This is a genomic window from Aneurinibacillus tyrosinisolvens (assembly GCF_001015055.1).
Taxonomy (GTDB): Bacteria; Bacillota; Bacilli; order Aneurinibacillales; family Aneurinibacillaceae; genus Aneurinibacillus_A; species Aneurinibacillus_A tyrosinisolvens.
The window spans coordinates 1-18,247 of sequence record NZ_BBWZ01000063.1 but is presented as its reverse complement, the minus strand read 5'-3'; the positions used below and the strand labels follow the sequence as shown (position 1 = coordinate 18,247).

Sequence of the window (18,247 nt, the reverse complement as noted above, 5' to 3'; positions counted from 1 at the left end):
TGATGAAGATTTTATTAAACTTTCAGAAAAGTTTAGGAAACATAGCAGAGTTGCGCTACAATGGAAGAAAGGAGGGAATTTTTTATGGAAAAATCGATGATAGAAACCGTTCGTATTTACATGATGGACAGCGGAGAAATTTTGCTCCAGGAACATGGCGAGTCATTTGGTTATCTCAACAAACCTTTATTTTTACGAATTCCTGTTAAAGAGGTAGAAGTTGCCAAAGAATGGATTTGTGAAACGGAGCGGGGGGTCGTTTACCTGCAAAAGGACAAGAAAAAAGAAGGGGGACTGTGGTAGCACTTCTCTTTCATCCCCCTTCTCTTTTCTTCAACATGACTGGCATGAGCTTCCGGATGCGCTCTTACACACCGGAATGCTGGTAACATCTATAGCGCTACAATTGCGCGCCCGCGCATCTTCCCTTGAAGAATGTCGGCGAGCGTTTGCCCAAGCCCGTCAAGCGTAACATCCCTTGTAATGCCTTCCAGTAAATCCGTCGGTTTTAAATCATCCGCCATTCGCTGCCAGAGCTTCACCCGCACATCCATCGGGCAGTACACCGAATCGATACCGAGCAGGTTGACACCGCGGAGAATAAACGGATATACGGTCGTATCTACCTTTGTGCCGCCTGTAAGGCCGCTAACCGCAACAGAACCGCCATATTTCGTTGTAGTCAATAAATAGGCCAGCGTTCTGCCCCCAACCGGGTCGACCGCCCCCGCCCACTCCGTTTTTCCAAGGGGTTTTATTTTCTCCGGTGAAACTTCTTCTCTCGTTAAGATGCGGGTTGCCCCCAGCTTTGTTAAATATTCGTGTTCCGATTGTTTTCCTGTGCTTGCCGCTACTTCATAGCCTTTCTTTGCCAGGATCGCCACTGCAAGACTTCCAACCCCTCCGGTAGCACCTGTCACAAGAACTGGCCCGTTTTCCGGCTTTACCCCGCTTTCCTCGAGGCGCTGAACGGACAGCGCCGCTGTAAACCCGGCCGTTCCGTATGCCATTGCCTCTTTCATGTTCAGGCCGTGGGGAAGCCGGACGACCCATTCTGCAGGTACACGCACGTACTCACTAAATCCTCCATAATGGGAAACTCCCATATCGTAACCGGTGACAAGCACTTCATCTCCCTCAGCAAAGCGGGCATCATCTGATGAAACAACCGTACCTGCTACATCGATTCCAGGGATAAACGGGTATGTACTTACGATATTTCCGTTCGGACTGCTCGCTAACCCGTCTTTAAAATTCACGCTGGAATAGACCGCTCGAATCGTTACTCCCCCTGCCGGAAGATCGGTAAGTGCCAGCCTCTTAACTCCGAGTGAGAAGTCGTCTCCTGATTTTTCTGCTACAAGTGCGCGAAATGTATCCATATCGTTCCTCCCTTTCTCTTTCTTTATTTTAATTACTCCACAGTTCGGCTCTTTCCTTCTTTCTCTGTCAGATGGATGTGCGGGAGAACGGGTTACCAGGCACGTCTGAATAGTCTTTATATGCCTTAACGGAGATAAATTCTCCCTCCGGAAAACGAAACCCGGTTAAGCTGCCCCCAAATACAGCTCCTTGATCGATATTTACGGTACTGTTTATTACTTCACGTTCAGCTCGCGGATCGTGCCCCCATACAATGAGTTCGCCGGTGCGGTGCCCGGTATGCCATTCTTTACGGAGCGGTTTTCCGTTCTCATCCAGCCCGTCTGTATCTCCGTAGCGGCAGAAATTCCGAATTCGTTTTGAATCTTTGCCAATGTATTGATCCCTAATTCCTGCATGGCAGGCTACAACCGTGCGCACACCCCTCTCTGTAAAGATAAGATGGGAAGGGGCGTTCATCAGCATTTCCCGTAAATCCCGCTTCAGGCGAAGAGCGGCTTCGCTTCCATACTGTGCCTCGTACCGATTAAATTCTTCCGCCACTTTTTCGTCGCCATGTGCCAGGTTTACTTTGCGCCCATCCAGCCAGCGGGCGATTTTCCATCCGTGGTTGCTATCCGTCATGTAAGCCAGTCCGGCATCGATATGTCTTTTAAAAAACACCATGGTTGAAATGGAAGCGGGCCCCCGGCTCATAACATCGCCCAGCGAAACCATTTTGCGGTGTTCCGGATGCCTGTACAGCCTCTCCTCGTCCGGGCTGTAGCCCAGCTTTTGCAACAGTTCAAGCAATTCCTCGTAGCACGCATGAATATCCCCGATGAAATCGAACCCGCATTCAAGCTCGATTTCCAGGGGACTGGCTCCTCGCGTCATCTCCTCGCTCATTCCATCACCCTCTCTTTTCTGAGCGATTTTATCCTCTTCATTATATACAAAATACTTTCCAAATAGCCGGGTTACCCCAGGCTAAACTGCCATTTACCGTATGCCCATCCTCCCCCATCTGATAAAATAAAAGACGGAACAAATAACGGAAAGGGGGAAGCTGTGCTTTCACTCACCCGCAAAACACAGCGACAGTTATGGCAAAACAATTTGTTTCCATTCAGGAAAAAATCGAACAGGCGATCACGCTGCTGGAAGAAAGATTTCTGGAAAGAGAAGAGCTGATACGCTTACTGTTCCTCGGTATCATGAGCAATGAAAACGCCCTTCTCATCGGGCCGCCGGGCACGGCAAAATCTCAGTTGGCCCGCTCCTTCTCCCAGCTATTCGGAAACGAAAAGTGGTTTGATTACCTGTTGACGCGCTTTACAACTCCTGATGAAATATTTGGTCCTGTATCGCTCCAGCAGCTAAAAAACGATCAGTATGTCCGCCAAACAGACGGATACCTTCCCGGCTCCCGGTTTGCGTTCCTTGATGAGATTTTCAAGGCGAACAGCGCCATTTTAAACGCGCTCCTATCTATCCTAAATGAACGCATCTTCTTCAACGGACGCGAGAAACAGGCCATTCCTTTACTGTTTTTAATGGCCGCTTCCAATGAACTGCCCGAAGAAGACGAACAGCTTACCGCACTATACGACCGTTTTCTCATCCGTTATGAGGTCAGTTATTTAAAAAAGATAGCGAGCTACGAGCGCATGTTCCAGCTCCCGGAGGACCCACTGCCCGCTATCCTTTCATTCGCAGACGTTGAAACGATAAGAACGCAGGCAAGAAAAACAAAGCTGCCGGAATCTCTCGTTTATTTTTTATTTGAAATAAAGCAGGCGCTTGAAGAACAAGAGTTTATTTTATCAGACCGGCGCTGGAATAAAGTCGGTTCGATGTGGAGGACATCTGCCGCCTTAAACGGGCGCGATACCGTGTCTATATGGGATACCGTTTATACCCCGCACCTGCTGTGGGACGTACCGGAGGATTTGGCGGCAATCCAGCAAATCTTCGATGTGTGCTTTCAGGATGCGCTGAAACGGGAGATGGAAAAAGAACTCCCTCTGCGCGAATATGAACAAATTGCAGAGAAATGGCTTGAGAAGGAGGAGGAACTCCACTCCTACCAATTCAAGCGAGAGGTTGGGGAAAAACTGAATAGAGATGCCGTTGCCCATTCACAGGCCCTCCTGGAAAAATGCCGGACCCAGGTCGAAGAAACCGCAAGGAAGCTGCGCAGCGACCTCCTGTCCTGGCAGCAAAGAGAGCAGGCGGTGAACGCTTACCTGTACAGCCAGAACTTCCTTCTTCTCCATACAGACCGTTACACTGTTAAATATACCCGCCTTCGCATTCAGGGAGAGCGAACTCTGCAGATGCTTCAAGGATTGTACCGCACCCTGTTCGATAAGGAAATTGCAGGAAGCGAGTACGACTATACGTTATAAATTGGCGGTGACACTTCATGATTATTCGCAGTGCACGCATCGATCGTTATGTATTCGACGCATTCATCCACTCCTCCCGTTCGGCAAAAGAATGGATAAATGAAGCAAAGTCCCGGGCCGCATGGTTTGATATAGAATTGTTCGCCGATTTCTTTCTTTGTTTTTATCTTGAAAAACCGGAAATCGACCCGGCAAGGGAAGCGGCACCGTTCCACCGCTGGCTCATTGGTACGCTGAAAAAGCAGTATTTCTACCGTACCATTCATCCGCGTACCATATCCCGGGTCAACGCTTCTTTTAAAACGGCGCTAAAGGCTCTTATGTGGTTAACCGCAACGTATGAAAAGGAAGTCGAACAGCGCAAAAAAGAGGAGCAGCGTTTGCTTGCACTCGGCCTTAAGGAGGAGCAGGGAAACGAAGGAGAGGAAGCAGCGAAGGTGAGCGAGCAATTTACCGACAGGCAGGTAAAGCAGCTCAAACTTGTTGGCTATACACTCCAGCAGGGAAAAAAAACGGCGGAAGAAAAACAGGCTGCAAAGGATAGCCGCCCGCTCGTCGAGTCAGAAATAAGTGCACTTCGCGAGCAAATGACCTCCCTGCAGGAAGAAATGCGCACGCAGTTTACAAAACGCACCAAGCTAAAACAAAAGGCAAAAAAGCTGGAGGAAGAGCTATCCCAGCGGGAAAAACAGCTCCGGCGGCTAATGCGGCAGGAGAAAGAAGCAATCGCTTCCCTTGAAGCGGAATTAGGCCAGTGGCTGAATACGTCGCTAAAGGAAACGCTTGCTGTAGAGGATGAAGAGAACGAGTTTTTACAGGATCTGCTTGAGGCCAGCCAGCGCTTCGCCAGCCGGCGCTGGGGAAGTGAACTTGGGAAGCTGCGAAGGCAGACTTTCGAGCAGTATATACACTGGGCGGAGAAATTAAGAAACCACCCGCAACTGCTTGCTTTTTTGCAGGAAGTGGGCAGAAATGTCCACCAGTTCCGTGTAAAACGGCGTAAAATGAAGTCGCCTCATATTCCTGAGGCGTATGATGATTTACGGCAATCCGGAGACATTTCCCACATGCTGCCGGGAGAGGCAGTGCTGCTTGCCGATGAAGACTTCGAACTGTACTTCACGGTCAAGTGGCTCGAACAAAAGCTAATGACATACAATACAACCGGCTTCATTGAAGAACCACAGAAGGGCCCTGTTGTCTGTATGCTTGATACGTCCCATTCCATGCGCGGAAGCAAGCTGCGGCTGGCCCAGATTTTTGTTATGACATTCGCTGCCCTCAGCCTGCTTGAACGGAGAGACTTTGTCCTGCTTCTGTTCGGGGCGAAGGGGGAGTTGAAGGAGCAGTTTCTCTACCACAATAAACCCGACTGGCAGGCGTTTTATGAGCTTTCCCAGATGGCTTTCGGCGGCGGCACCCATTTCGACGCTCCTATGAAACGGGCGCTTGAAATCATTGAACAGACAAAAGCATTCCGGCATGCAGACCTTGTCATGGTAACGGACGGCATCGGCCAAATTACTCCGCCTGTTCAAGACATGCTGTTTCAGCTGGGAAGAAAAAAACAGCTCCGCCTCCACTCGCTTATCGTCGGCTCCGCACGCCAGCATCTCGTACAAAAGTACGATATTCTTGGTGTTTCCCACCAGGTTCGATTTGCAGCCACATGGGAAACGCAGGGTGAAGCAGCAAATGAGTTATTACTGGACGTTTTCAAACAACAGCCAAAAAAACGCCCATTATAAACAGAAGAAGGCCCTGGCAAATACCGGGGCCTTCCAAATTATGCAATAAAGTTTATTGTTCCTTCTGTACCATACGTACGAGGAGGTGGGCTAATTGGTGGCGCTGGTCTTGCTCTCCGGATAGCCATAACTGCTGGAGAAGATATTCCTCACGATTGCGCGGTTCTTCATTCGCAGCCAAATAACCCGCCACCTTCTCCGCTGTCTTCGCCAGCATCTCTTCATTCATGCCAAGCTTTTGTCCAAGCTCCATTTTGTCTCCAAGATAATTCTTGAAGGAATTAAAATTTTGCAGAATATCATCTTTTCTCTCAGAGCTCATCCGGCCCATTACATTTTCCACTTTGTTCGTATCTACGTCTCCATTTTGATGTACCATATGGTTGTTTTCTTCCATCGGTTTATATTCCTCCTTTAGATTATCATGCTTAATTGAAGAACCACCTAATGGGCTTTTCCCCGTTTATGAGTGCTTAAAACATTGGATGTTTTGCTATTTTCTTGGCGAGTTCCGGTTTGTTTGTCCTGCGAAGAGGTAATAATAAAAGGGTGGATTTTTTCACTATGCAAGTTACTACTTTACTTTTTACCAGGAAGGCGGAATGACAATGGCAAATATAGCAGACCTCGTAAACAAACAGGTGGCAAACTGGACAGTTCTGTACACAAAGCTTCACAATTATCACTGGTATGTGAAGGGAAGCCAGTTCTTTACCCTGCACGTGAAATTTGAGGAGTTTTATAACGAAGCCGCCGTGCATATCGATAACCTTGCTGAGCGACTGCTGGCATTAGGAGGAAAACCGGTGGCTACGATGAGAGAATCGCTTGAGCTATCTTCTATCGAGGAAGCAAACAACCAGGAGGATGCACAGCAAATGGTGCAAACACTCGTAAGCGATTTTGGGAAACTGAGCGAGGAATTGAAAGTAGGAATGAACACGGCTCAGGAAGAAAATGATGAAACGACGGCAGATATGCTGCTCGCGATTCATTCTTCTCTCGAAAAACACGTGTGGATGCTCACCTCTTTTCTCGGAAAATAGCCACTAGAAAAAGAGGGAAAGGACCCTACCCTATATAAAGTAAGCAAAAAAAATGCGGAATTCCATATGGGAACCGCATTTTTTTATTTCGAACCAAATGAAACCGTATGTAAAAGAATTTTTCAGTCATTCTGATTGTTGTCAGCCCCCTCTTTCTCTTTACATGCAAATAAATTGTCTGCATATTATTAGTATACAAAATATTTAGACTATGATATGTTTGAAGCAAGGGAAAGAAAGGGGGCGCCGGATGCAGCGAATTGAAGACTGTGTACATTTCTTACTGGGGAAAGCTCTGCAGAAAGCAGCACAAATGAGCAAAGCAAAATTAAAAGATTATCATATTACACCAGTCCAGTTTGCCCTCTTACATATTTTATGGGAAAAGGACGGACAGCACGGTGCAGAGCTTGGGGAACGGCTCCATGTGGATGCGGCGACCATAACCGGTATCCTGGATCGACTGGAGCAGCATGGTTTTATCGAGCGCCGCCCGGACCCTTCGGATCGAAGGGTGAATCGCATCTACCTTACTTCAAAAGGCGGCAAGTTAGAAGCCTCCTTGAACGAGAAAATGGACGAAATGAATGATGAAATTTTTGAAGGCTTTACTTATACCGAAATTGTGCAATTTAAAAAAATGCTTCTGAAAATCGGGTTAAATAAGGATTAAAGAAATACTCATCATACTTTTAGGGGAGGAAATGCGCAATGAACGTAAAAGGCACCATTATGGAAGTGCTAGGAATTGAAATGCAGGAGTTAACGGAAAACAGGGTAGTGGGCACCATGCCGGTCAATGAAGCAACCCACCAGCCTTTTGGGCTTTTACATGGGGGTGCATCTGTTGTACTGGCGGAGACTGTAGCAAGCATTGGGACCTGGAATCTTATCGATCAGGATAATGAGCTTGCGGTAGGGCTTGAAATTAACGCAAACCATATCCGTGGCAAAAAAAGCGGCATAGTAACAGCGGTAGCGACGCCTCTCCATAAGGGCCGAACAACAATGGTGTGGGATATAAAAATAACTGATGAAGATGAGAAGCTCATTTGTGTATCGCGCTGTACCGTTGCCATTGTAAAGAAAAACAGAGAATAGAGTGAACGATTTACCCATTTGCAACCCCCTCTAACTAATGATATGTAGAGGGGGTTTTCCTCTTTCTGCGGCAACACCGCAACCCACTGCGTTATCCCGTAATACGGATTACGGTGCGACATCGTTTTACATATTATAAAATATAAAGAAGGAACATACCGCCGGGGAAATTATCCACAGGAATATGCGACAGAAGGTGAAAAACATGGACGAGTTTAAAAATAAAATTGATTTTATTACATGCAAAGAAAATTTAATTCTTTTAAAAGAAGAAATTAAAAACGAAGTGATTGCTCCTAATCTTTACTGGGAAAAACGAATCGACCTGTACGAACAAGTCCGTTTAATTAATGAACGTATTGAGAATTTAGAACAGAAATAGCTTTTACACAAAAAGGCCTGCCGGATTAAACAATCCAAACAAGCCTGGTGTATCACCACGATATTCTTGCACCCCAAATAAGAACATATATTCTCTTTATCCACAAACTTATCCCCATAATCCACAGCTTTGGCTATCGTTACGCACGCTGGATGGCTTCCAGCGCCTGCTGCACCGTAGCATAAGCCTTGAGAGAAGAGAAATCAATGCCAATGGCAACCGCTGTTTGTGCAAGATCCGGACGTATTCCCGTCAGGGTAGCATGTATCCCCAGTAAACGAAGCACATCATAAATTTTAAAGATATGGTTCGTCACCATCGTATCAATGGTCTGGATGCCGGAAAAATCAATAATGAGACATTCAACTTTTAATTCTGCTACTTTCGGGATTACCTTCTCTAAAATATATTTGGCTCGGTATGAATCAATAGCTCCGATAAGCGGAAGAACGGCGATCCCTTTGTGAATGGGAACGACAGGAGCGGATAACTCGCTTACTTCTTCCTGTGTAGCCTTAATAATTTTGTCTTTAAAATAATCAAACGCTTTAATTGTTTCATTAATTGAAAGATCCAATACGTAATTAATCCGCTTCGTAACAAACACAATTTCATCAACAGGGAGTTGATAATCCATGCTGATCCTTGCTATATGGTCGATGAACGTTTCCCGAATAACGGGATATACTTTCAATGAGTCGGTAATTTTCTTCCCCTCGTTTGCGTCACGTTCCCCGAGTTTACGGCTCCATGCCACAAGCCCTGCATCTATTTCTCCGCCATCTGAAATAAGAGATTCGCCTAAAAATCCGATAAGACGATGAAAATCATAAACGGCTCTATCGATTTCTGCCTGCGGGTATTGCACCTCTATATTTTGGAGAATATCATTAATAATTTCAACGCTTAGCTGCTGTCTTTTTTCAACTAAATGCGTAGCTACGTCTGCAATCGGACTCAACTTATTCCCACCTTTATGTCTCTATTTACCTTCACTCCAATTTATCTATACCCTATTCCTTTCATAGTGAAACCAATTTTTATAGCCGGGTTACGAGTTCTCAATAAACTCCCATGAGATAAGGGAAACATTGTGTAAATAACGGTCTCCGGCAAGGTACACGCTTAATTCAGAAATATAATCCTGAGGAACAACAATGGCTGCGACATCACGGACATCAAAGTTAAAGTGCCCTAAATGCCGCCATTCCCTCTCTCTGTATAGTGAATCCCCTTCTCTGGCTCCGAAATCAGTTACCTTTAAAAAATTCATGAGAAATCCCGCAATTTGTGAAGAATCAACTTCTCGCACACCTGAATACGTGTAAGCGAGCTGCCCGCCTGCCTCCTTCTCCCCTTGTATTTCCATATTTGTGAGGATCCGATTAATAAAGGGCATGTTATGAACAGGAATGTACAATACAGGCATAAACTTCTTATGGATGGCCCTCGCTGTGAAGCCAATGGCAACTCTTCCATAGTAAGGAGAGTGGGTAACCAGGTCTTTAAATGGGATGTCTGTAGTTGAACAGAAGTGTTCGGTAATCATTGTATCGCTGATTTTTTCGGTGCACTTGGCGAGCAGCTTTTTGGATTGGAGAATTCGCAAAAGAATGTCCACCGCCTCGCGATCCAGCTTTGGCACTCCATACTTTTGAATATCCCCAGGCTTTTTCACGAGATGCCAGTTTACATTAGGAGAACCGGTAAAATGCCAATAAATGTTTGAGTAATAACGCTGCATCCCACCATCACCTCGGTATGTTTCTCATATTACTCTAAAGAATTATTCCACCGCCTCCATTTTTAAAACAGCAAACTGTTTTTTCAAAAAACAATTGCATCTTTTAGTAAATTATACTAAAGTAATTGTATGATTATTGAACTAATGAACAGCGATGAACAGCGCATCAAAATTTTTAAAGCCTGGCGGATCAGACACGGATTGAAATTATTAGAACACTGTATCAGAACCAGAAAGAAATGAATTGCGGAGAGGTAGGTGAACAATGCCAGGCTTCCAAGTCGAATGCTTCTTATCATTTTCGGACATTGCGGGAGGCAGGATTAATCAAGGTGCAAAAAAGTTCGCAAATGAAACTGATTACGCTTGATATGGAAACATTCGAACAGTACTTACCGGGGTTCTTAAACACTTTGTAGCGTTTAATCCCCTTTCTTTTTACATATTAGTTCAATAGTTGTTTAACTAAAAAACAACCTGTTTTCAGGAGGAGATTTATCGTATGAGGAAACAAATCGGTTTGTTTTTCTTCATGATGTTCGTTATTGGCACGGATACCTTTTTAATTTCACCTCTTCTTCCCACACTAAAGCAAGAATTCCATGTCTCTACGGAGGTCTCAGGCTGGATGGTCGGGGCATATGCCCTTGGCTACGCTTTGTTTGCTCTGCTTGCAGGCCCCTTATCGGACGGCTGGAACCGCAAAAAGGTGATGGCTTATGGAATGCTGTCTTTCGCTATTACAACTGCCCTATGTGGTTTCGCTTTTAATTTCTGGTCCATGTTCGCGTTTCGTTTTCTTGCAGGCATCAGTTCAGCCTTCGTTTCTCCACAGGTGTGGGCGTCAATTCCCCTCCTCGTCCCGCAACAAAAAATCATTAAATCAATGGGCCTTGCTACGGCAGGATTGTCCGTCGCCCAGCTTCTTGGTGTACCGCTTGGGAGCTTCCTTGCGGTGTACGGCTGGTCTACTCCCTTCTTTGTCATTGGAGGCGCCTCTCTTTTCCTTACGATATTGATTTACAATGTAATGCCGAATTTACTTCCGGCCGCGCCTTCAGAAAAAAAACCTTCTATTCTTACTCGTTACCGGGATTTGTTAACGCAGACTGAAGCCAGAACTGCATTTGCTGCTTATTTCGCCTTCCAGCTCGGAAACTTTACCTCCTTTTCTTTTATCGGAACGTTTCTCACAACTACATTTGGCCTTAGCCTTGCTGGAGTAGGAACAGCAATGATGCTATTTGGATTCGGAAACCTGGCAGGAAGCTTATGCGGTGGGTGGATTATTAAAAAAGCAGGCCTCCCTCGGACTTTTTATACTGTACTGTCGCTGCTCGTACTTGATTACATACTGCTTGCCTGTTTAACAAGCCTTCTCTATGTTAAAATCTCCTTTTTCATTGTCTTTGTAATAGGAGGCATACTTTTCCCCATTATGATGAATGCATTGCAAAATATTTCACCAACATCGCGTGGAACGATCGCAAGTTTATCTAATTCCATCATGTACGGTGGAGCCGCGGTCGGTTCAGCGGTTGCCGGATTCTTATATGCTAACTGGTCAGGCTTTATGTCCGTCAGCTTATTCTCAGCCGCATGTTTCACCGCCTCACTGTTCCTCTTTGCAGGAAGCAGGGTGATTCCCTTTATGAATGTTACAAAAAAACAGATCGCTTCTCACGCAGAGTGAGAAAAGGACTAAAAGGCTTTTCTTTTAGCCTTTTAGTCCAATAGTTTTTATTCTATGGCAGGTGCTTCAGCTTTCTCACTTCTGATTAGCGTTATTTCTATGTAAACCTTTTATAATTTTACAGATTCTTCGTCCCTGCATTCACTTTCCCCCTGCATCTCACATTGGCAGTAAGGGCAGATCCACGTTCCTTTGTCATAACTTCCATACGAATCATAGTTACAATCCGGGCAAGTTTTGATAAACATACGTTCCTCCTTCCGGTAAAAATTAATTTATTCGGTTTGTTGATCTTACGCAAAAATTCAAGACTTTAACCCTGCCTAAATGGTAATCCTTCGTCCGGCTGCAGTATAGGAACAGCGCAGCTTAACAAATCAGAATACTTTACTCCCGATCCGGTATTTAATGCTACAACACTCTCCCCATCTTTAATCCACCCGTTTTCTCTCAACTGGCGTGCTGCCGCAAAAACAGCAGCTCCTTCCGGGCAAATAAATGCACCCTCCTGAGTGGCAACCTTCTGTTGTTCCGCTACTAATTCCTCGTCACTGATTGCGATAGCACAGCCATCCGTCTTATTAATCGCATCAAGAACGAGAAAATCACCCAGCGCTTTCGGCACATTAATTCCAAAGGCGACAGTCGAGGAACTTTCCCAGAACTCCGAATAAGGCTTCTTTTGATTCCATGCTTTTACAATGGGGGCGCATCCTTCCGCCTGCACAGCGACCAGCCGCGGCAGCTCATCTCCAATCCAGCCAAGCGTATGAAGCTCAATTAATGCCTTGTATATTCCAATGAGCCCGACTCCTCCTCCAGTCGGATATAAAATCACATCGGGTACCTTCCACCCGAACTGTTCGGCTATTTCTAATCCCATTGTCTTTTTGCCTTCAATCCGATAGGGCTCTTTCAATGTCGAGGCATCATAAAGATTGAACTCTTTCACAGCCTTGCTGACGATTTTTCCTGCGTCACTAATCAGTCCGTCTACAAGATAAAGTTCAGCGCCTGCAATCACACATTCCTTTCTCGTGACGACTGGAGCATCGACCGGCATAACGATAGTGGCTTTCATATTTGCTCTTGCAGCATACAAAGACCATGCTGCACCGGCATTTCCGTTCGTCGGCATCGCCAGGTGCCTCACGCCTAATTCCTTAGCTTTCGATATGCCTACTGCCGCTCCGCGCGCTTTAAACGTTCCGGTTGGAATCGTTCCTTCGTCTTTCATATAAAGGTTTTCTATCCCCATATCCTGTCCTGCTCTTGGCATTCGAAGCAGAGGGGTCATCCCCTCACCGAGTGAAACAATATTTTTCTCTTCTTCCACGGGAAGCAGTTCGTGATACCGCCAAAGGCTCGCTTCTCTTCCCACCAGGTCGCCTGGTTTTAACTGCCCCTTTATTTCATCAAATTCGTAAGCAACGAGCAGTGGAGAGCCGCACTCACACAGTTGTTGTTTTTCCTTTGTACTGTACTTTCTCTCACATGCCGAGCAATAAAGATGAGAGATATAACTAAAGGACATTTCTTTTCCTCCTTTTCCCGGTTGCCCATTAAGAATATATTCATTACCGACTAACTCTGCTCCCGTTTTCATGTTTTTCTTATTCGCCATCAAACCGCCCCCAAAGCCTTCTACTTAATGGCTCTCTTTTTATCCCTGCAAGACAGAAAAAAGGCATGATCAACAATAATCATGCCTTTTTCTAATGGATTGCTATTTTACCTTCTCGACAAGAGAAGCGTCTATGCTTTTAACTGAATTGCGCCCGGAAATGGCCATCTGAAGCTCTGTTTCGGCGATTAAATTTTCGATTGCTTCCCTGACTCCCGTCTCTCCGGCAACCGCCAAAGCATAGGCGTAAGGCCGGCCAAACAGGACGGCGGAAGCCCCGAGGGCAATGGCTTTAACGACGTCAGCCCCTCTGCGGATTCCGCTATCCATCAGAACAGGTACGTTGCCCTTCACCGCTTCGCAGACGGAAGGCAGTGCATCCAGAGTAGCGATCGCCCCGTCCAGCTGCCGCCCCCCCGTGGTTAGACACAATAATTCCGCTCACCCCATGCTCCACTGCTAGTATCGCATCGTCTGGGTGGGTAATTCCTTTGATTAACACCGGCAGGCTCGTTTGTTCTCGAATATAGTCCAGCTCTTTCCACGTAAAGTGGGTGTTGTTTCCTTCAGATAATGCCTTCTTTACTGCAGCTTTCATATTCTGTTCAGGTGGTTCATCCAGGCCCGAACGAAATACAGGATCAGAGAAATAGTTGCCCATCCCATCCCCTGCCAGGAAAGGAAGATAGGCATTGCGCAAATCTCTTTCCCGCCACCCAAGCAAAGTCGAGTCGACGGTAATAACAATAGCGGAATAACCGGCTGCTTCTGCACGCTTAAGAAAGCTTTTGGTAAGCTCATGATTTTTTGGCGGGTAAAGCTGGAACCAGCGCAAAGCATCTCCCATTACCCCCGCCACTTCTTCCATCGACCTGGTGGAAACATTGCTAAGTATATAAGGAACCCCAGCCTTTGCCGCGGCTCTTGCGGTAGCAAGTTCAGCATCAGAATGCAGAATAGAGTTGACTCCGATGGGCGCCAGTAGAATCGGGAGCGGGATTTTCTTTCCAAACAGTGTGACGGAAAAATCACGTTCCGTAATATCACAGCACATTCTTGGCCTTATCTGATACTTCTGGAACGCCTCCAGATTCGCCCGCAGAGTATCCCCTGCTCCCGCCGCTCCGTAAACATAATCGAAAGGACCCGCCGCAAGAGTTTTTCTTGCTCTTTCTTCCCATTCATGAAAGGAAACTGGCAAGAGTTTTGCACCTTCATCTCCACTTTCATAAAAGCGCATCTGTATCTCTTCACAGTTTTTCGTCATGCCCGTACCCCCGTTGATTAAAATCCATCCAACAATAAGAACACGATTACTATTCCCTGTGTCACTGTTTGTATACGTATTCGCTTCATGCTCATTTTGGGCAGCCTTACCGATGTTTTACAGAGCAAATAAAAAGGTATAGGAAAGTACTACATGATTGGAGTGATGTAAATGGCAGATCCAAAGAAACAGCCTGTTCAAAAAGCTCAAAAAGAAACGATGGACAATCCGGAACAATACCCAACAGACAATAAAAGCCTGTTTGACCTTTATGAAAGCGAGTTAAATGTTGACCCTATTCCTATGGAGGATTTAAAGGAAGATCTGCGTGATGAGAAAGATGGTTTCCATACAAAGGATACGTCCTCCAGTGAAAAGAAATATAAGCCCGGCATGTAAAAACATAGCAATGAATAAGGGTTGTCGATAAGCCGACAACCCTTAAAAAATGATACAAACCTAATCTGTCATCAAACTTAGATCGAAGTTTTCCCCTTCTTTTGTTTAAAGAACAGCGGCATAAGCACTCGGCCAAATTTTTTAACAGAAAAGCCTGCACTTTTATGTTTTTGATACTGCTTTTTGATAAACTCAATCAGAGGTATAGGTACCCTTCTTGAGGCGATTAAAGGATAATACAAGCGATATGCTTCTTTCAAATGCTCCCATCTTCCGTCGTTCCCCGGGTTCACATACTCTGATATATCAATCAGCTTTACTTTATCACCCTGAAGAAGGATATTCTTCAAATGAATATCCCGGGGATTCAGGCCTGCGCCGCGTGCGTATTCAATCGCCCGTTCGACGTCATCCACTACCTTTTCCGGAATTTTAATCCCTTTAGCCAGGCAATCATATAAGTTAATTCCCTGTTCATAACTCATAATGATGAAACCTTCACCGGAACCATGAAACGTCGGGAAGTAGGCGTTATCCCCGAGTTTTTCATAGGCTGCTTCTTCATTTTCTTGCTTTTGGGTTTTACCTTTTGCATATACCTTAAATGCATAGAGAGGATATTCCGGGTGAACAAATACAGCAGCATCTGTTCCTCTCCCGATGCACTTCAATTCATGGGAAACATTGCGAATTTGCACGAGTTCGTTCTCCTCTGTTGAGAGGATATCAAGCCGCTGGATAAGGGGAACAATATCTTTCCAACCCATATACAACACCCTTTCTACAAAAAGCTCATCACCTTGCTTGCTGTTGTTGAGATGCTGTTAGCTCTCCACCATCGATTCGCTCCATTTGCAAACCTTCTGTTTCTTTTATTTTAAACTATACAGTATAACGTTATAGTTTTCCTACTAGTGTTATACGGATTACACAATGTATTGGTTTCACTTTTTTTCAAAAACCTGTATCCCACCTTACATAGGGAAAAATGGCTGGGGTAGAAAATCAAAAGTTAGGTGACAAATCCGAATCTATCATGGCAGGAACAGACGGAATTATACAAAAAGATTCAATCATTGAATGAAAAAATTACTGAGCTTCTGGGAAATTAATTTATGACAATACCCCGCCACCGGATCGGCAGCGGGGTTCATGATTTCTATTTTTATTTCTTCGGGATGCCAATGTAATACGCATAATTTCCATCCCAAACATAAACCTGATTTTTTCGTTTATCTTTTCCTACTTTCCAGCTTTTCTTTTCTTGGACATTTAATAAAATGACAGGATAATCAGCATCCCCTTTTTTCCATTTTCCTTTGATTACTTTTTTATCCCAGGAGCTATTCCATACGTAGGTTCCGTTGGCATTAATCGTTAGCCATGAATTTAGTTTGCCGCTGCCGGGTGAAACTTTCGTTGTTCGTGTATTGTTAGTATAATCATCGGTCGTATAGACAGCTCCAGGTACATAAAGATTGAATGTCCCGTAACAGGAGGCGGAATCAACCTTTTTCGTTTGCTGCTTTTGGGTACTGGATGGCTGGGCCGGCTTAACTTCTTCAGCCTGATATGGCTTAACTTCTTCGGCCTTGTATGGTTGAACCTCTGTAGCTTTATACGGTTGAACTTCTGCAGCTTTATATACTTCGATATCAGCAAAAACAGGTGGAACACTGGTGAAAAGCAGGCCGAACGATAACAATGGAACAACGGTTTTACCAGCACGCTTCATACAAAATTCCTCCATTTTGAGTTCATGATTATACTCCTAAATAATGATTAATTATATCTTGAATATTATATTCAAAGAAGGGGAAATATTTGAAAAAATCACACCACAGAAGCTTTGAAAAACAAATAAGGAGGACTTGAAAGTCCTCCCCATTGTGCTTGCGGGCAAAAAGGCTCGCCTCTCTCATAAAATCCTCAAGCGGAAGATTCGCCGTCCATCCTTCCTCCGCATGGATCATGACAAATTTTGCTTCGGGAAGAATTTCAATCTCCCGCAGCACATTCTTCACGAGAACGCCTTCCCATGTATTATCAAGCTTCGACCAGCCTGTCACACAGTGGATATCATTGGCTGAAGCCGTGTGCGGCATATCAAGGATTTGCTCCCATGTATACATTATTTCCTTATCCACAAAGCCAAAGATCCGAAGGTCCCACGTGTCAAGATTTACCTGCGGTACTTCACCGTAGTGCAAAACCGGGAAACCTTCGGTCAGGCGCTGATTCGGCGGAACGCGGTCACTTTGGGCTGCTGTTTTTTTATCCAGGGGCATTACCTGCTGCTTCTTATTTATCTTCTTACGAGAAGCGCGTGATCGACTTTAATGCAATTGTCCATAATAACGTTCATTCCCTTATCCTGCGCTATCTTTGCTGCCTCTTCATTATAGATGCCCAACTGCAGCCATAGTGTTTTGGCGCCAATTTTGGCCGCTTCTTCTGCTACCGGCACGACCGTCTCACTGCGGCGGAATACATTTACAATGTCAACTGGTTCTGTAATTTCAGTTAGAGACGCATACGCCTTTTCCCCGAGTGCTTCCTGAATCGTCGGGTTAACCGGAATGATACGGTATCCGTTGTTTTGAAGCGCCTGGGCTACCATATTGCTCGTACGCTCCGGATTATCAGACAGCCCTACGACGGCAATTGTTTTTGCCTCTTCTAAAATCGTACGGCGTTTATCATTAGACGGGTTTTGAAAAGCCATATTTGATTCCTCCTCCGGTAGTTTCAGTATTTACTATAACTTTCTTCTCCATGGAAGCGGTGATTCCTTTTTTCCGGCTTTCACCTGGGCCGATTCCGCCTGGAGACGGATTTCTTCCAAATCGTGCTGTAGTACTGTTATAATAAGATGGACATAGAAACAAGGAGATATATATGGATAAACTTCTTTTCTTATATAAATTTTTGCGCTCGCCTAAGAGCGTAGGCAGCGTAACGCCAAGTTCCCGCTTCCTTGCCCGGGCCATGATCAAGCCGATCGACTGGACGGCCGCGAAAAATATTGCCGAGCTTGGTGCAGGCACAGGCATTTTTACGCGCTATTTGCACCAAATGAAACGCCATGGCTGCAACGTTATCGTCTTCGAAAGGGATGATAAGATGCGCGAACGGCTGAAATCCCTTTATCCGGACTTGTCCTACCATGACAACGCAGCTGAGATTCATTCGGTTATGAAACAACACCACATCGAAAAGTTCGATTATATTTTATCAGGCCTTCCTTTCACGAATTTCCCCCAGGATTTGCGGGACCGAATTATGGAAGGAGTAGAGGAGTCCTTAAAGCCAGGCGGTATGTTTATTGCTTTTCAGTATTCGCTGCAAATGCAAAAGCAGCTCGCCGAACGGTTTGAGCAGGTCGATTTCGATTTTGTCCCTCTGAACATCCCTCCCGCTTTTGTGTATCGCTGCCGAAAAGGAGAGTAATCTACTTGTTTGTTATTCTT

General features: G+C 45.3%; 20 protein-coding genes and 2 pseudogenes. 11 read left to right on the top strand and 11 right to left on the bottom strand.

All coding sequences use genetic code 11. The features are described 5' to 3' along the window. The first annotated feature begins 84 nt into the window (after positions 1 to 84). Entirely contained in the window at positions 85 to 303 is a 219-nt protein-coding gene (locus tag MBEAL2_RS26510; RefSeq protein WP_047155219.1) for a hypothetical protein, read from the top strand. Positions 304 to 392: 89 nt separating this feature from the next. Here the strand turns inward: MBEAL2_RS26510 and MBEAL2_RS26505 are convergent, their stop codons facing one another. Beyond that, positions 393 to 1,382: an NADPH:quinone oxidoreductase family protein gene (locus tag MBEAL2_RS26505; RefSeq protein WP_047155218.1), complete on the bottom strand. Its 990-nt coding sequence runs from the start codon at positions 1,380 to 1,382 to the stop codon at positions 393 to 395. A gap of 67 nt (positions 1,383 to 1,449) precedes the next feature. Continuing rightward, positions 1,450 to 2,271, bottom strand: coding sequence for a bis(5'-nucleosyl)-tetraphosphatase PrpE (prpE, locus tag MBEAL2_RS26500; RefSeq protein ID WP_152667941.1), 822 nt, complete (start codon positions 2,269 to 2,271; stop codon positions 1,450 to 1,452). Positions 2,272 to 2,468: 197 nt separating this feature from the next. Here prpE and MBEAL2_RS26495 point away from each other — a divergent pair, with 197 nt between their 5' ends. After that, positions 2,469 to 3,773, top strand: a complete 1,305-nt coding sequence (locus MBEAL2_RS26495; protein ID WP_047155217.1) for an AAA family ATPase — start codon at positions 2,469 to 2,471, stop codon at positions 3,771 to 3,773. A gap of 17 nt (positions 3,774 to 3,790) precedes the next feature. Then, positions 3,791 to 5,521 (top strand): VWA domain-containing protein, encoded by a 1,731-nt coding sequence (locus MBEAL2_RS26490; RefSeq protein ID WP_047155216.1) that lies wholly within the window; start codon positions 3,791 to 3,793, stop codon positions 5,519 to 5,521. Positions 5,522 to 5,573: 52 nt separating this feature from the next. Here the strand turns inward: MBEAL2_RS26490 and MBEAL2_RS26485 are convergent, their stop codons facing one another. Then, positions 5,574 to 5,918 (bottom strand): DUF3243 domain-containing protein, encoded by a 345-nt coding sequence (locus MBEAL2_RS26485; protein ID WP_047155215.1) that lies wholly within the window; start codon positions 5,916 to 5,918, stop codon positions 5,574 to 5,576. Positions 5,919 to 6,129: 211 nt separating this feature from the next. Here MBEAL2_RS26485 and MBEAL2_RS26480 point away from each other — a divergent pair, with 211 nt between their 5' ends. The 4 genes from MBEAL2_RS26480 (at position 6,130) to MBEAL2_RS32090 (ending at position 8,050) form a co-directional block, all read left to right on the top strand. After that, positions 6,130 to 6,567, top strand: a complete 438-nt coding sequence (locus tag MBEAL2_RS26480) for a Dps family protein (protein ID WP_152667940.1) — start codon at positions 6,130 to 6,132, stop codon at positions 6,565 to 6,567. 250 nt (positions 6,568 to 6,817) lie between these two features. Next, a complete protein-coding gene (locus MBEAL2_RS26475) occupies positions 6,818 to 7,240 on the top strand; it encodes a MarR family winged helix-turn-helix transcriptional regulator (RefSeq protein WP_047155213.1) in 423 nt (140 codons plus the stop codon). A 38-nt stretch (positions 7,241 to 7,278) separates the two neighbouring features. Then, positions 7,279 to 7,668 carry a PaaI family thioesterase gene (locus MBEAL2_RS26470; protein ID WP_047155212.1) on the top strand — a complete coding sequence of 130 codons (390 nt, stop codon included), beginning with the start codon at positions 7,279 to 7,281 and terminating at the stop codon, positions 7,666 to 7,668. 205 nt (positions 7,669 to 7,873) lie between these two features. Further along, the gene (locus MBEAL2_RS32090; RefSeq protein ID WP_161798306.1) at positions 7,874 to 8,050 is read left to right on the top strand and encodes a hypothetical protein; all 177 of its coding nucleotides are present in this window, start codon (positions 7,874 to 7,876) and stop codon (positions 8,048 to 8,050) included. Between the two features lie 139 nt (positions 8,051 to 8,189). Here the strand turns inward: MBEAL2_RS32090 and MBEAL2_RS26465 are convergent, their stop codons facing one another. Continuing rightward, positions 8,190 to 9,011: an STAS domain-containing protein gene (locus MBEAL2_RS26465; protein WP_047155211.1), complete on the bottom strand. Its 822-nt coding sequence runs from the start codon at positions 9,009 to 9,011 to the stop codon at positions 8,190 to 8,192. Positions 9,012 to 9,101: 90 nt separating this feature from the next. After that, complete coding sequence (locus MBEAL2_RS26460; RefSeq protein WP_047155210.1) at positions 9,102 to 9,794, bottom strand: abortive infection system antitoxin AbiGi family protein; 693 nt, start codon at positions 9,792 to 9,794, stop codon at positions 9,102 to 9,104. A 129-nt stretch (positions 9,795 to 9,923) separates the two neighbouring features. Between MBEAL2_RS26460 and MBEAL2_RS34445 the strand changes: the two are divergent. Continuing rightward, a pseudogene (locus MBEAL2_RS34445) lies at positions 9,924 to 10,213 on the top strand (ArsR/SmtB family transcription factor). Positions 10,214 to 10,296: 83 nt separating this feature from the next. Continuing rightward, complete coding sequence (locus MBEAL2_RS26455) at positions 10,297 to 11,487, top strand: MFS transporter (RefSeq protein ID WP_047155209.1); 1,191 nt, start codon at positions 10,297 to 10,299, stop codon at positions 11,485 to 11,487. A 313-nt stretch (positions 11,488 to 11,800) separates the two neighbouring features. Here MBEAL2_RS26455 and MBEAL2_RS26450 read toward each other — a convergent pair whose 3' ends face one another. Both MBEAL2_RS26450 and MBEAL2_RS26445 read right to left on the bottom strand, forming a co-directional pair. After that, positions 11,801 to 13,021 (bottom strand): threonine synthase, encoded by a 1,221-nt coding sequence (locus tag MBEAL2_RS26450; protein WP_047155221.1) that lies wholly within the window; start codon positions 13,019 to 13,021, stop codon positions 11,801 to 11,803. 192 nt (positions 13,022 to 13,213) lie between these two features. After that, positions 13,214 to 14,378, bottom strand: a pseudogene (locus tag MBEAL2_RS26445) (alpha-hydroxy-acid oxidizing protein). A 171-nt stretch (positions 14,379 to 14,549) separates the two neighbouring features. On the opposite strand from MBEAL2_RS26445, the gene MBEAL2_RS26440 reads away from it, so the two are divergent. Continuing rightward, the gene (locus MBEAL2_RS26440) at positions 14,550 to 14,777 is read left to right on the top strand and encodes a YczO family protein (protein WP_047155208.1); all 228 of its coding nucleotides are present in this window, start codon (positions 14,550 to 14,552) and stop codon (positions 14,775 to 14,777) included. A gap of 77 nt (positions 14,778 to 14,854) precedes the next feature. Here the strand turns inward: MBEAL2_RS26440 and MBEAL2_RS26435 are convergent, their stop codons facing one another. From MBEAL2_RS26435 to MBEAL2_RS26420, 4 genes are all read right to left on the bottom strand, one after another. Further along, positions 14,855 to 15,544 carry a hypothetical protein gene (locus MBEAL2_RS26435; protein WP_047155207.1) on the bottom strand — a complete coding sequence of 230 codons (690 nt, stop codon included), beginning with the start codon at positions 15,542 to 15,544 and terminating at the stop codon, positions 14,855 to 14,857. A gap of 398 nt (positions 15,545 to 15,942) precedes the next feature. Then, a complete protein-coding gene (locus tag MBEAL2_RS26430) occupies positions 15,943 to 16,512 on the bottom strand; it encodes a hypothetical protein (protein ID WP_047155206.1) in 570 nt (189 codons plus the stop codon). A gap of 28 nt (positions 16,513 to 16,540) precedes the next feature. Further along, the gene (locus MBEAL2_RS26425) at positions 16,541 to 17,065 is read right to left on the bottom strand and encodes a molybdopterin-dependent oxidoreductase (protein ID WP_052948043.1); all 525 of its coding nucleotides are present in this window, start codon (positions 17,063 to 17,065) and stop codon (positions 16,541 to 16,543) included. A 17-nt stretch (positions 17,066 to 17,082) separates the two neighbouring features. Then, positions 17,083 to 17,502: a CoA-binding protein gene (locus MBEAL2_RS26420; protein WP_047155205.1), complete on the bottom strand. Its 420-nt coding sequence runs from the start codon at positions 17,500 to 17,502 to the stop codon at positions 17,083 to 17,085. A gap of 173 nt (positions 17,503 to 17,675) precedes the next feature. Here MBEAL2_RS26420 and MBEAL2_RS26415 point away from each other — a divergent pair, with 173 nt between their 5' ends. Continuing rightward, complete coding sequence (locus MBEAL2_RS26415; protein WP_047155204.1) at positions 17,676 to 18,227, top strand: class I SAM-dependent methyltransferase; 552 nt, start codon at positions 17,676 to 17,678, stop codon at positions 18,225 to 18,227. Positions 18,228 to 18,247 lie beyond the last annotated feature (20 nt).

Bases quoted from the DNA above. Each gene is read 5' to 3' on its own strand.
- MBEAL2_RS26510 (WP_047155219.1), top strand. From the start codon at position 85: ATGGAAAAATCGATGATAGAAACCGTTCGTATTTACATGATGGACAGC.
- MBEAL2_RS26505 (WP_047155218.1), bottom strand. From the start codon at position 1,382: ATGGATACATTTCGCGCACTTGTAGCAGAAAAATCAGGAGACGACTTC.
- prpE (WP_152667941.1), bottom strand. From the start codon at position 2,271: ATGAGCGAGGAGATGACGCGAGGAGCCAGTCCCCTGGAAATCGAGCTT.
- MBEAL2_RS26495 (WP_047155217.1), top strand. From the start codon at position 2,469: ATGGCAAAACAATTTGTTTCCATTCAGGAAAAAATCGAACAGGCGATC.
- MBEAL2_RS26490 (WP_047155216.1), top strand. From the start codon at position 3,791: ATGATTATTCGCAGTGCACGCATCGATCGTTATGTATTCGACGCATTC.
- MBEAL2_RS26485 (WP_047155215.1), bottom strand. From the start codon at position 5,918: ATGGAAGAAAACAACCATATGGTACATCAAAATGGAGACGTAGATACG.
- MBEAL2_RS26480 (WP_152667940.1), top strand. From the start codon at position 6,130: ATGGCAAATATAGCAGACCTCGTAAACAAACAGGTGGCAAACTGGACA.
- MBEAL2_RS26475 (WP_047155213.1), top strand. From the start codon at position 6,818: ATGCAGCGAATTGAAGACTGTGTACATTTCTTACTGGGGAAAGCTCTG.
- MBEAL2_RS26470 (WP_047155212.1), top strand. From the start codon at position 7,279: ATGAACGTAAAAGGCACCATTATGGAAGTGCTAGGAATTGAAATGCAG.
- MBEAL2_RS32090 (WP_161798306.1), top strand. From the start codon at position 7,874: ATGGACGAGTTTAAAAATAAAATTGATTTTATTACATGCAAAGAAAAT.
- MBEAL2_RS26460 (WP_047155210.1), bottom strand. From the start codon at position 9,794: ATGCAGCGTTATTACTCAAACATTTATTGGCATTTTACCGGTTCTCCT.
- MBEAL2_RS26455 (WP_047155209.1), top strand. From the start codon at position 10,297: ATGAGGAAACAAATCGGTTTGTTTTTCTTCATGATGTTCGTTATTGGC.
- MBEAL2_RS26450 (WP_047155221.1), bottom strand. From the start codon at position 13,021: ATGTCCTTTAGTTATATCTCTCATCTTTATTGCTCGGCATGTGAGAGA.
- MBEAL2_RS26440 (WP_047155208.1), top strand. From the start codon at position 14,550: ATGGCAGATCCAAAGAAACAGCCTGTTCAAAAAGCTCAAAAAGAAACG.
- MBEAL2_RS26435 (WP_047155207.1), bottom strand. From the start codon at position 15,544: ATGGGTTGGAAAGATATTGTTCCCCTTATCCAGCGGCTTGATATCCTC.
- MBEAL2_RS26430 (WP_047155206.1), bottom strand. From the start codon at position 16,512: ATGAAGCGTGCTGGTAAAACCGTTGTTCCATTGTTATCGTTCGGCCTG.
- MBEAL2_RS26425 (WP_052948043.1), bottom strand. From the start codon at position 17,065: ATGCCCCTGGATAAAAAAACAGCAGCCCAAAGTGACCGCGTTCCGCCG.
- MBEAL2_RS26420 (WP_047155205.1), bottom strand. From the start codon at position 17,502: ATGGCTTTTCAAAACCCGTCTAATGATAAACGCCGTACGATTTTAGAA.
- MBEAL2_RS26415 (WP_047155204.1), top strand. From the start codon at position 17,676: ATGGATAAACTTCTTTTCTTATATAAATTTTTGCGCTCGCCTAAGAGC.